Origin of the sequence: Methanospirillum sp. (assembly GCF_035560735.1) — an archaeon.
GTDB lineage: Archaea > Halobacteriota > Methanomicrobia > Methanomicrobiales > Methanospirillaceae > Methanospirillum.
In genome coordinates, this window is the sequence record NZ_DATMYY010000392.1 from 1 (window position 1) to 12,603 (window position 12,603).

Here is a 12,603-nt window from a genome sequence, read left to right on the forward strand (position 1 = left end):
TAACAGGTTTGATCTATAAACCCTCTGATTGTGATATCCAACTATGGGGTTATGTATTTCTTGATCACTGTCGATGAAAATTCCACGACTTAAGTTTCTTTTGAGATTGGGTATTTGATATACTCTTAATCTGTCGTACAAGGTTGGTAAGGTGAAGGCGAGTCCAAAGTTTCATAATTGCCATACTCATCGAGAGAATATCTGAAGTCCTTACTGTTGTATCTGGCCCTTGTATCCATCTGACTGGAATTTCTGTTAGAACATATCCTTTCTTCTGGCATAGGATAAGGAGTTCAGTATCCCAGAACCAATGGGTATCATGGATGAAGGGAATAAGCAAGGACATTGTTTCCCTGCGGAATGCTTTGAATCCGCATTGATGATCATGAACGGAACTTCCGAGAATTATTCGTACAAGATAATTATACACCCTGCTCTTCATTTCCCTGTCCTGATCACGCACAACGTAACTTTTGGGAATCAAACGTGATCCAGTCGCTCCATCGTATCCCTCCTCAATAGCTTGCAGGAGTCTAGGAAGATCTTTCATATCAGTTGCCTGGTCAACATCAAAGTAACAGAATATGTCCCCCGCTGATTCTTTCCAGGCCCTTGTCAATGCTGAACCTCTTCCAAGCCTCTTGTCACGGTGTAGAACTCTGATCCTGCTGTCATGGATTGCCCATCTTCTTGCCAGTTCAAATGAACCATCTTTACTTGCATCTTCTGCAATTATTAGTTCAAACCAGGGGGTATTTTTCTCAAGGATATCTAGTGCTGTGGGTATAACACGACTCAATGCAGCCTGATCATTAAAAACTGGTATTACTGCTGATACTGATGAAGTAATCATATTGTTGACACCATTTTGATTGGAGAAGAGCATTCAGAAGAGAGATGGATAAAAAACCCAGATATTTGCAGTTGAGTAACTCAACCCGAAGGTAGTATATAAAAACGAATAGAAAATTAGGCCATTCTGTTGCTATCTTCCATTATTGCTAGTGATTTCAAGACAGGCAATGAATTCCTCAATTGATTCAAACCGTTCAGCTGGATCTGCCTTGAGTGCCTTTTTTATCAAAGGATCAAACCGCCTTAATGATTCAGTACATTCAGAGGGTAATCGGTATTGGTTCTTCTGGATTGCGATGAAGATCTCTCCGATACCTGGCTTTACATATGGAGGTTCTCCACAGAGCAGTTCGTACAGGAGGACTCCGAGCTGATAGATATCTGTCCGCTGATCTCCACTTCCATACATATCTGGAGCCAACTGTTCAGGAGTTGCGTAAAATAGTGAAAAACTGGTATTTTTTGTATCTTCTGCACGATGGAGCGAACGTGAGAGACCCCAATCTGCAAGCTTTGCCCTTCCTTCACCGTTAAGCAGTACGTTACCAGGCTTTATATCCCGATGAATAACCCCCTTCCCATGTGCATACAAAAGAGCTGATGCAATATCTCCAATAATCGAGATTGCTCGGTCGGGAGCAACCGGGTAAGTGACATCCCGGAGTGATCTGCTCATGTATTCCATCTCCACATATGGAATTGGGAAGATGTTCTGATCATAGATTGAAACAATACTGGGGTGATGGAGTTCACGCCAGACCGCCATTTCGTTCAAGAACGTTTTACCGCTGGCCTCATCTGGAGAGAATGGGATTTTCAGCGCAACCAGTTTTCCATCTCTCACTCTGACAGCCCGGTAGACAACTGCCACCCCGCCACTACCGATGATACTTACATCCTGGTACCGCATCCGCAGAGCCTCAGGAAATGAGGAAGTGATCTCAGTATGAATGATCGACTGGTTTCTTGTAAGTGTCAGACTTGGATCAAAGCCACCGATGTCTGCAGTACGCCTGATGATCTGGCTTGTCATGAGAGAGAGTACAGCTCCAGGTAGGAAAAAGATCGAGATCGCGAGGATACTCGTTGGAAGGGGAGGGAAGAAGGGAACTCTTGACATCAAAACCAAGCTGATTGCTATGAAAACAAAGAGAATGTGAATGTGATATACAGGAGGAATTGGCCTGTCTTTAAATATTGATATTGCCTGGATCAGTGATGAAACAGCAAGATAAACCTGAACACCAAGGAATGCATATAAAGTCGAAAGGAAATAAGGGTCAGTTCTTGCATTATTATACTGGGTTGTGAATATCAACCAGACTGATATGATGATAAGCAGGGTACAGGCCACCTGCCCGACTCCTATCCACTTCCGTGTTTTTTCACATGCTTCATATTGGTATGAAGCACCAATTCTCAAACCTGCAACAGTGACAAGTATTAGAATGACCAGTGAGATTCCTACAGAAAGCAGCATCTGCAGGAGTGGAGAGATAAGAAGGGATTGATATGGTGAAGGTTCTGGATTATTTCTCTCTTCCCAGGAAGGTATAAATAGCCTTGGACCTTCTGACCCACTTTTATTTGGAGGAGCAAGAATTATCTCTGCTGGTATAATTTTACTCTGGTTTGAGTCAGGTTGATCATATGATGTCTGATATATTACTATTGGGGCAGTTTTTCCCTCGTGAATCCCTGTCAGAATATCCTGTCCCGGCCCCTGGTTTTTTGGTTCTCCAATAATATCTCCATGTACAGAAACACCTGCAAACAGGAGAAGCATAAACAGGTACAGTATTGTTTTTTGTATCATGCAGGCCGGCATACGTAGATCTACAGTGTTGTGTCGTTTAGGAAAAGAAATCGTGCAGAAAAATTCCCAGTTCCCAGAATGATAATATCACCGTCACGAATCTCATGTCGTGTTCTTGGAGGTATTGGTTCTGTGTTTACAAATGTCCCTGAGGTACTTCCATAGTCTTCAATCTCCCATTTGTCTGTATGCCAGATAATACAATGTGGTCTGCTCACCCGTGAGACGGACCTGTATTCAGAAGAGAGAACAATACGTGATGAATTAGGCTGTGAAGAAGCAGGATCTACCGGGTCAACTCTGCCGATTGCCGTTTTTTCTCCCTCAAGAGGATAGATGTTCTTTTCTTCAGGACCAGTTGTGAGGTACAGACCTGGTGATTTTTGCCCGAATTGATCTGCAAGTTCCCCTCTTACAGTCTTGAGCTGATCGGCAAGCTCTGTATGGGTGATTGTGAGAGGAACCTTTGAAAACATGGAAAGGTTGGTGATGATAGCCTCCATTCCTCCAGGTGCAAGTGAGTATTTCCACACCGGGTGAACACCCGTCATGGTCTCAGAGCTCATTCCTGCGTCTTTTCTGACGAGTCCTGCCAGCACCAGTTTGTCCAGGTGTTTTCTGATATTTTCATAGCTGGTCTTGGTGATGGTTGTGATCTCTTTGAGTTCCAGTGGTTTTACCTCTAATGCAGCGAGGATCTGGAGCCGGGTTGGGTTTGCCAGCGCATTGAGATACTCAGACATCTCGATTAAGTACTCGGGATCTCTTTTTGCCTGAATTGTATTGTTTGTCATCACCAGGTCTGGTACTCAGTATGCCTCATATGAATATGGCTTTTCTCATTTCTGATTTTGTCTATAAGGCCTTCTCAAGATTGAGAAAAAAGGAGAATAGTCCAACTGATTATGAACTGTGGCCTATTATGACCTTATATCTTCTCTAACAATGCTGCATGAGCTGCTGCCAGTCGTGCAATTGGTACTCTTGGCCCCGAACAGGATACATATGAGAGTCCAATTTTGTGGCAGAAGATGATAGAAGCCGGGTGACCTCCATGCTCGCCACATATCCCGACCTTCATATCTGCTCTGACCTGACGTCCCCACTTAACTGCCTGTTCCATCAGTCTACCAACACCCTTGACATCCAATACCTCGAACGGATTGTCCTGAAGGATATTACTTAAGTTGTACATAGGCAGGAATTTGTTTTCTGCATCCTCGCGTGAGAATGAGAACGTTGCCTGGGTGAGATCATTGGTTCCGAATGAGAAAAATTCAGCCTCTTCTGCCAGGTTATCAGCCCGCATACAGGCACGTACAACCTCAAGCATTGAACCAAACTTGAACTTGAGGGCAAGTCCATATGCCTCCTCAACGCTCTTATGAATTTCCAGCACCCATTCTTTCACCCGCTTAAGTTCCTGGGCAGTGCATACCTGCGGAACCATGATCTCTGGATGAACCTCAATACCTGCCTTGAGACATTCGGCTGTAGCTTCGAGTACAGCTCGTATCTGCATCTCGTATATCTCCGGGAAGGTTAGACCGAGCCGTACCCCCCGGTGGCCAAGCATGGGGTTTACCTCATGCAAAGCTCTGACTTTCTTAAGCATCGTCTCTTTCTTGGCAATAACTGTATCAACGAGTTCTGGATCAGTAAATCCCTGTATCTTGGATTTTATTTCCGGAAGATTCATGAACTGAGCAGCATCCGTTAGGACTCTCATACCCCTGATGGTCTCACGAAGGTTCTGGAGTTCTTTAATCTCATCTACTAACTGTCTTTCAGTAGGGAGAAATTCGTGGATTGGTGGGTCCAGTAGCCTGATGGTAACCGGACGGGGAGCCATCACCTCAAAGATTTGTTTGAAATCTTCTCTCTGAATCGGGAGCAGTTTTCCAAGGGCAGCAATCCGGTCCTCTTTGGTTTCTGCAATGATCATCTCCACCATGATAGGCAGCCGCTCAACCCCGTTGAACATCCGTTCCGTCCTACACAGTCCGATACCCATTGCCCCATACTTCAAAGCCCTCTCTGAATCCTCAGGTGTGTCAGCATTGGCCATGACCTGCAGCCGTGCTACTTCGTCTGCCCAGGAGAGAATTGTCTCAAGCTCTGGCGAGAACTCGGCTTCTATCATTGGAACTTCACCAAGATACACGAGGCCGGTGGTTCCGTCAATGGTGATAAGATCACCCTCGCAGAATTCAGTGTCACCGACCCTGGCTACCTTGAGATGAATATCAACAGTAATGCCTTCAGCTCCTGACACGCAGGGTTTTCCCATACCACGTGCGACCACTGCAGCATGTGATGTCTTTCCTCCCCTACTGGTGAGGATACCCTGTGAAGCAAAGAAACCATGGATATCTTCTGGCTTGGTCTCTTCCCTGACAAGGATGACTCTCTCGCCCGTCCGTCCGAGTTTTTCTGCCCGGTCAGCATCAAACACTGCTATACCGGTAGCAGCACCGGGTGATGCTGGAAGCCCTTTTGCCACTGGTTTACTTGTATTTTTAGGATCCAGGCGGGGGAAGAGGAGTTGATTGAGCATTTCAGGATTTATCCTGAGAAGAGCCTGACGCTTATCGATGAGGCCGGTCTTAACCATCTCTACTGAAGTGCGGACAAGGGCGGTTGCATTCATCTTTCCGTTTCTTGTCTGCAGGCAGTAGAGGATTCCTTTCTCAATGGTGTACTCAAAGTCCTGCACTTCTTTGTAGTGAGCTTCAAGTTTACGGCGGAGTTCCATCAGTTCATTGAACTGCTTTGGCAGTTCCTGCGCCATGGCTGCAACCGCCTTTGGTGTCCTGATACCTGCGACAACATCCTCTCCCTGAGCGTTGACCAGGTACTCGCCGAACATTACATTCTCACCGGTTCCGGGATCACGAGTGAACCCGACTCCTGTTGCAGAGTCGTTACCCATGTTCCCGAATACCATTGCAACTACATTTACAGCAGTTCCATTGGCCTGTTCTGGAGTGATTTTGAACTCACGGCGGTAGTCTATTGCACGTTTGCCCATCCAGGAGTTAAAGACAGCTTTTATTGCAATCTCCAGCTGTTCGTAGGGGTCTGTTGGGAATGGTTTGTGAGTGAAAAGCTGGACTACCTTGAGGAAGCGATCACAAATATCTGTTAAATCACTTGTAGACAAGTCTACATCATGCTTGACACCTGCTTTCAGTTTGACAGCCTCAAATTCGGCATCAAATTTTTCCTCAGGCACTCCAAGTGCAACCTTACCAAAGAGCTGGATAAATCTGCGGTATGCATCGTATCCAAACCGGTTATTTCCTGTTCCATTAATCAGCCCAAGCAGGGTCTGACTATTAAGACCGAGGTTGAGGATGGTATCCATCATACCTGGCATGGATATGGCAGAACCTGATCTGACAGAGACCAACAGCGGCTTTTCTCTCCCGCCGAAGGTTCTTCCTGTCTTTTTCTCAACTGCCGCCAGATTTGCATGCACCTGATCCATCACTCCTTCTGGCAACCTGCGTTCTGGGTCATCCAGATAGGCCAGACAGGCCTCGGTAGTGATAACAAAACCCGGAGGGACGTTCAGGTCTATCTGTGTCATCTCACAGAGGTTGGCACCTTTGCCTCCGAGGAGTTTCTTGTTCTTCCCGTCGCCTTCGGTAAAGTCGTATACCCATTTCCTGCTCATATTACTCCCTTGTCATCTGTAAGATCATGTAATTACATCTGGTATGGTAAACCTGTCACTGGCAAGAAAGAAGGCAGAAGATACCAGTCTCCAGTTGGAGTGATTCCTTCAGCCATGATATCAGTTACCTGCGGCAGCACTGCAAAAAATGTAGTACTCCATGTCTGCTGCAGGGTAGAATGCAGGGATGACGCCGAACGAAATACCGGTGTAAACCATATATCCGGCGGGGTGGTTCCCTGCATGGGCAGATATGCGATCGGTCTGGATCTCACGTCTGCTATAGGCTCATCATAGAACCATATAACCCTTTCAATTTATTGGTCTCGCCTATCAGAAAAGAAGACCATGTTCAGTTGGAATGTTCGTACTTATCGGGATTTGAAAAAAAGTGATCAAAAGAAATCCTGGGTCGCATAGAAGAACTCCCCATCATATGCCACCCCGACACCGATCCGATCTATTCCGCTATTTATCAGGTTTTCATTATGGTCAGGGCTGTTAATCCATTCTATCATCATCACATCGGCAACCTGCTGTGGATCACTCGGGTCAACAAACCCTGAGTAGCCTTTTCCAACAATATTTCCCTTAGCTATTTTGACAATGTTTTCAGCAATACCGGACCTGACACCCCCGTCAGAAAGCTGTTTGGTGGTTTCGTACTTTGCCTCTTTTGCCCGTCCGGTTGGAGTTATTCCTTCCGGGGTTTCATGTAAGAAATAGTTTCTGGCAGCCATATCGGTACTGTGTGACTGTGCAATGTCTGCAAGGGCTGGATCATAATTCAGAGTAGAAAGTCCTCGATATTCCCGGTATTTATTTGTCTTTTCTGCGATGTATCCGGCAACTTTTTCCAAAAATGCTCTGTCAACAGGTGGTTTTTGTGCTGTAACGGTGATAGGAGTCCCAAGTACTGCAGAATTTTTCTCTTCATCTGCTTCGGTGACCATATGGGTGAAATCTATGACCGCACCCAGATAGTACTCACCAGGTTCGATGTCATGAGGAATAAGGTTGGTACTGGCACCCGGTTCCTTCATGCCAGGGTATGCCTGATAAAAAATAACGTCCCAGAGTTTCTGGTCTGATGGGTCTACCTCTGGGTCCTTGGAGAGATAGAATCCGAGACGGAATGTACCTGCACTTCCCTTTCCTATATTGGAGACTGTGTAATTGACGGTGAGAGGGTAATCTGGTGCTATCTCGGTTGGAGAGGCACTATCGAGAGTGACGACGAGATCAGGAAGGTCTGATTGTGAGGGCTGAACTGCCCGTTTCACTTCGATTGGAGCTGATGAGACATATTCATTATTGCTTAGGTTTCTGTCAACAGTGGTAGTTGAGATGGTTGACATGAGGAAGTATTCTCCTGGGTTAATACCCCCTGGTAGATCAACTGTGAATGGAACTTTTTCATTATAAAATGCCGGTATCTTCTCTGTTGTCTTCTGATGAATCCAGATTGGTTTCGCACCAGAGACATTCTGAACCAGATAATAATCAATTTTTATCTGATCAGCAGCTGCAGGTCCTGTATTTACTACTACGATTGCTGCTGAGAATGGTGATCCCATCTCTGCTTTTCTTGGAGTGATGCTGGCAATAATTGCAAGATCTGCTGTGTTTAAAAGCTCCGCGTGAGCAGTACCGGGTGAACTGTTCAGAATCGTCGAGTTATTACTTATAGAGGAATCTGCCATACCGCATCCGGTAAAAACCAGAAGTAGGAGTATAGAAAATATGAGGTGGAGAGACTTCATCGTGATCATCGGTAAGAGTCAATTACAGGTACGATACACATACCAGTAAGTCTTCTGGTTACCTGCCTGCGGAAAGCAGGGGATGTCACAGGATATAATCGTCAAGTGATGAGTAAGATCTGCCAGACTGGCCTGATCCGGTAAGATGACTGATGGCAGCCTGTGTCGTCTCCCTGCCCTGGGGTGTTCGCTTCAAAAATCCGATTCTGATAAGAAATGGTTCATACACATCCTCGATCGTCCTGGTCTCTTCCCCAATTGAGATGGCGATTGTCTTAAGTCCCACCGGACCGCCATTAAAATCCCCTGCAATCACCTGAAGGATCCTTCGGTCCAGGTCATCAAGTCCAAGCCGGTCTATACCCAGCGATGTAAGAGCCAGGTCCGCAATTGGACCATCAACTGATCCGTCTCCCCTGACAATAGCATAATCATAAACCCGTCGTAGCAGACGGTTTGCTATCCTTGGAGTTCCACGACTTCGTTTTGCAATTTCATCAGCCCCTTCTGGTGTTATAGGGATCTTCAGAATCGAAGCGCTCCTGGTTATGATAGTGGCAAGATCTGATGGTTCATAGAGATCCAGCCTGAGTATAAGCCCAAATCTGTCCCTGAAAGGGGAACTTAATAGTCCGATTCGGGTTGTCGCCCCCACGAGAGTAAACCTTTCAAGAGGGAGCCTTATTGAGCGGGCAGATGGCCCTTCCCCGATCATAACATCGATGGCATAATCTTCCATCGCAGGGTAAAGGATCTCTTCAACGATTGGAGTGAGCCGATGTATCTCATCGATGAAGAGAAGATCCTTCTGTTTCAGGGGGGTGAGCATCGCAGCAAGATCCCCGGGTCTCTCAATCACAGGCCCTGTAGTGGTCTCAATGGCTGATCCCATCTCTCTGGCGATAATATGTGAAAGGGTAGTTTTTCCAAGACCGGGGGGCCCGGAGAAGAGTACATGATCCAGAGTTTCACTTCGAAGCCTGGCTGATTCCATGGCGATAGAAAGGGTCTCTTTTACCTGATGTTGTCCGATGAATTCTGACAAAAGAGAAGGACGAACCGTTTTTTCTTCCCTGTCTTCTTCCTTTGCTGTCGGTTCGAGGACTGGTTCACTCATTCTTCTCTCCTTTATCTTTCAGGAGTCTGAGAGCTTCCCTGATGATTCCTGCTGGAGTTCCATCATGTGCAGATGCATCCATTTTTCCAACAGCTGCTGCAGATTCGCCCTGACCATATCCAAGTGCCATGAGCCCGAGCACTGCATCTGCCTGTGCATTGTTCCCTCCTTCCTGGCCTGGAGTCCCAAGATCTGCTGCGAGAATTGCTGCCTTCTTTTTGAGTTCAAGCACAATTCGTTCGGCTCCTGTCTTTCCTACCCCGGGGACAGTTGCTAACAGTCGTGAATCTCCAGCCAGAACTGCCCCTGCAATCTGATCCGGTCTGAGTCTTGAAAGGATCGCGGTTGCAAGTTGGGGACCGACCCGGGAGACTGATATCAGCATCCTGAACACTTTTAGTTCATCAGCGGTCTGGAATCCGTATAACAGAATTGCATCCTGTCTTACCACCATCTCGGTATGAATCACTGCTTCTTTTGATCCTCTCAGTGCTACAGCTGAAGTCTCGGGAACACGTATGCGGTACCCGACCCCTGCCGCCTCAATGATAATGTAATCATCGCCGGCATCAACAACCGGTCCCCTGAGCCGTGCAATCATCGACGACCCCGGGAACAGTTGATATGGCAGAGTGCAAGTGACAGACCATCTGCAGCATCGTCAGGGCGTGGAATCTCAGGAAGTCTGAGGAGCCTTGTGATCATCTCCTGCATTTGTTTTTTATCAGCGGATCCTGATCCGGTTATTGCAACTTTCACCTGATTTGGAGTATATTCGGTTACCGGAATTTCATGATGCACTGCAGCGAGAAGGATAACTCCCCGTGCCTCACTCACCTGAAGGGCACTTGTTGTATTCCTGGCAAAAAAGAGGCGTTCAATCGCCATACTCTCTGGACTATACCGCTCGATAAGACTGGTAACTCCTTTGTAGATGAGTCCAAGCCGTATTGGTGGTTCCCCATCTGATTTACTGGTCTTAACACATCCCCATTCATCAGCACCAGGCGTCCGCCTGTCATCAGAGATGATTCCATATCCCACTGTTGCATACCCGGGATCGATACCCAGGACAGTCACCATATGGTCTTCACTCTGTTCCTTTGTTTCGTGTTGCTTGTAGGATTTATCCAGCATCTAGATGCCATTGCGTCCAATACCCGTCTCCTCAGGCTCATCTGCCGCCTGTTGGTTCCAAACCCCCCTGTGCTTTAAGAACCATTCCTGTGCATTGATCAATTCATCCCCATTTATTGATTTTCTGGGATGATAGATCCCATCAGATCCCAAAACACGTGCTTTTGCAGTATCACGCATGTGGATCGGTAAAATCTCAGAAATAATCTCCTGCTTGATCCCAGAATCAAGAACTGGGTACAATACCTCAACTCTGCGGTTTAAGTTCCTGGGCATGAGATCAGAGCTGCCAAGAAGAACGATCTCATCACCCCCGTTATGGAAATAATAGATACGTGAATGTTCAAGGAACCTTCCCACGATTGTGCTTACTGAAATGTTGTCTGATATCCCTTTTATGCCAGGCCGTAGGCAACAGATCCCTCTGACCTGAAGTTCGATTTTTACACCTGCCATAGAGGCACGGTAGAGCGCCTGAATCATCTCCTCGTCCTGAATGGCATTGAGTTTCAGGACGATACGACCGTCCCGGTACTCCTGCTGTCTCTTGATCTCGCGCTCGATGAGTGAGATGATTCCACGCCTTATGTACTTGGGAGATACCAGCAGGTGATTGTATGCCATGTATCTCGAGTACCCGGTCAGACTGTTGAAGAGGTTTGAGACATCTGATCCGATCTCCGGGTTTGCAGTGAAAAGGCCAATATCGGTATATATTCTGGCAGTGGATGCGTTGTAGTTGCCAGTTCCCATATGAACATACCTGACAATACCGTCCCGCTCACGTCTGACCACCAGACAAAGTTTTGAGTGAACTTTCAAGCCCATAATCCCGAACACAACATGGACCCCTGCATGTTCGAGAGCTTTGGCCCAGCCGATGTTGTTCTCCTCATCAAACCGGGCTTTAAGTTCTACAACTACAGAGACAGCTTTTCCCATCTCCCTGGCATCTAAGAGAGCCCTCACTATCGGGGAACGGGTTCCGGTCCTGTACAAGGTCATCTTTATGGCGAGTACATCAGGATCCTTTGCTGCCTGATTGAGAAAGTTGACTACCGGCTGAAAGCTCTCATATGGGTGGAAGAGCATTATATCCCGGGATCGAATAACGTTAAATATTGCCTTCTCGTTCTCCAGAGCCTTCGGGATACTTGGGACAAAGGGAGCATCTTTCAGATCCGGCCGGTCAAGGTCAAGCATACACATAAGATCAGCCATCCCGATAGGGCCGGCGATCCTGTAAAACATATGTGGGTGTTTAACGAGTTTTTCACCCATCATACCACAGACCGTCTGGTCCATCCAGGATGAGACCTCAATTCGTGAAGGAACACCGACCCATCTTCTTCCAACGGATTCCTCAACAGCAGTCAGGAGATCGTCGGCTTCATCCTCCTCTATTTCTATATCAGCATCACGGGTAACCCTGAATGGGTATGATGCCCTAACTTCCAGGCCAGGAAAGAGAAGGTCAAGATTTGAAGATATCACATCCTCCAGGAAGACGAGTTCTATTTCTCCTGGAGCCCTCGGTCCATTTTCTTTATCAGGGATCTTCAATAGACGTGGGAAGAGTTTGTTTGGAATCTTGATCCTGGCAAAGAGATCCTCCTCACCCCCCCGTTCCCTTACAATGATCGCAAGGTTGAGTGCGAGGTTTGAGATAAATGGAAAGGGATGGGATTTATCAAATGCCAGGGGAGTGAGAACCGGGAATATCTCTTTGATGAAGTATGTTCTGAGGTCACGTTTCTGTTGCTCATCAAGTGTCTCATATGTATGGATGACAATTCCATGTTCTCTGAGTTCAGGTATGATCTCATCATGCCAGACTATCACCTGTTCTTCAAGCAAGGGGAAAAGGTCTTCATAAATCTTGTCAAGAATTCGGGCCGGTGTAAGCCCGTCAGGAGGAGCCTTAAGCACACCCTCATCGAGCTGACGATGGAGACCTGAAACCCTGATCATGAAGAATTCATCTAAGTTATTAGAGAAGATAGCAAGGAATTTGACCCGTTCAAGCAGGGGATGACTTTTGTCTTTAGCCTCGTCAAGCACATGCCTGTTGAACTGAAGCCAGGAGAGCTCCCTGTTGATGTAGTAGGATGGATCTTGCAGGATACTATCACTGTCCAGGTTCTTTCCTTCGGCTAAAAAAGGCTCATCCCGATTCATTATCAGGATATAAGAGAGCAAACGGTGATAATTCTTGCGCTAATATAGAGAACTATAT

The 12,603-nt window shown here is 46.7% G+C and carries 10 protein-coding genes; 1 reads left to right on the top strand and 9 read right to left on the bottom strand.

Annotation, left to right across the window (positions count from 1 at the left end):
• Positions 1–64: 64 nt before the first annotated feature.
• The 4 genes from VN429_RS11565 to ppdK all read right to left on the bottom strand — a co-directional run bounded on the left by VN429_RS11565 (position 65) and on the right by ppdK (position 6,350).
• Positions 65–853 carry a dolichyl-phosphate beta-glucosyltransferase gene (locus VN429_RS11565; RefSeq protein ID WP_325633480.1) on the bottom strand — a complete coding sequence of 263 codons (789 nt, stop codon included), beginning with the start codon at positions 851–853 and terminating at the stop codon, positions 65–67.
• 132 nt (positions 854–985) lie between these two features.
• Complete coding sequence (locus VN429_RS11570; protein ID WP_325633482.1) at positions 986–2,671, bottom strand: serine/threonine protein kinase; 1,686 nt, start codon at positions 2,669–2,671, stop codon at positions 986–988.
• 20 nt (positions 2,672–2,691) lie between these two features.
• Positions 2,692–3,465, bottom strand: a complete 774-nt coding sequence (locus VN429_RS11575) for an FHA domain-containing protein (RefSeq protein WP_325633484.1) — start codon at positions 3,463–3,465, stop codon at positions 2,692–2,694.
• Between the two features lie 134 nt (positions 3,466–3,599).
• Positions 3,600–6,350, bottom strand: coding sequence for a pyruvate, phosphate dikinase (gene ppdK / locus VN429_RS11580; protein WP_325633486.1), 2,751 nt, complete (start codon positions 6,348–6,350; stop codon positions 3,600–3,602).
• Positions 6,351–6,359: 9 nt separating this feature from the next.
• On the opposite strand from ppdK, the gene VN429_RS11585 reads away from it, so the two are divergent.
• Positions 6,360–6,647, top strand: a complete 288-nt coding sequence (locus VN429_RS11585; RefSeq protein ID WP_325633488.1) for a hypothetical protein — start codon at positions 6,360–6,362, stop codon at positions 6,645–6,647.
• A 98-nt stretch (positions 6,648–6,745) separates the two neighbouring features.
• Here the strand turns inward: VN429_RS11585 and VN429_RS11590 are convergent, their stop codons facing one another.
• The 5 genes from VN429_RS11590 to ppk1 all read right to left on the bottom strand — a co-directional run bounded on the left by VN429_RS11590 (position 6,746) and on the right by ppk1 (position 12,545).
• On the bottom strand, positions 6,746–8,053 hold the full coding sequence (locus VN429_RS11590; protein ID WP_325633490.1) for a CAP domain-containing protein: 1,308 nt from the start codon (positions 8,051–8,053) through the stop codon (positions 6,746–6,748).
• Positions 8,054–8,198: 145 nt separating this feature from the next.
• Positions 8,199–9,230 (bottom strand): Holliday junction branch migration DNA helicase RuvB, encoded by a 1,032-nt coding sequence (gene ruvB, locus VN429_RS11595; protein WP_325633492.1) that lies wholly within the window; start codon positions 9,228–9,230, stop codon positions 8,199–8,201.
• A complete protein-coding gene (gene ruvA / locus VN429_RS11600; RefSeq protein ID WP_325633494.1) occupies positions 9,223–9,831 on the bottom strand; it encodes a Holliday junction branch migration protein RuvA in 609 nt (202 codons plus the stop codon). Before ruvA ends, ruvB begins: the two co-directional genes overlap by 8 nt.
• The gene (gene ruvC, locus VN429_RS11605) at positions 9,828–10,367 is read right to left on the bottom strand and encodes a crossover junction endodeoxyribonuclease RuvC (RefSeq protein ID WP_325633496.1); all 540 of its coding nucleotides are present in this window, start codon (positions 10,365–10,367) and stop codon (positions 9,828–9,830) included. The genes ruvA and ruvC overlap by 4 nt, the downstream gene beginning before the upstream one ends.
• Complete coding sequence (gene ppk1, locus VN429_RS11610; RefSeq protein WP_325633498.1) at positions 10,368–12,545, bottom strand: polyphosphate kinase 1; 2,178 nt, start codon at positions 12,543–12,545, stop codon at positions 10,368–10,370.
• Positions 12,546–12,603 lie beyond the last annotated feature (58 nt).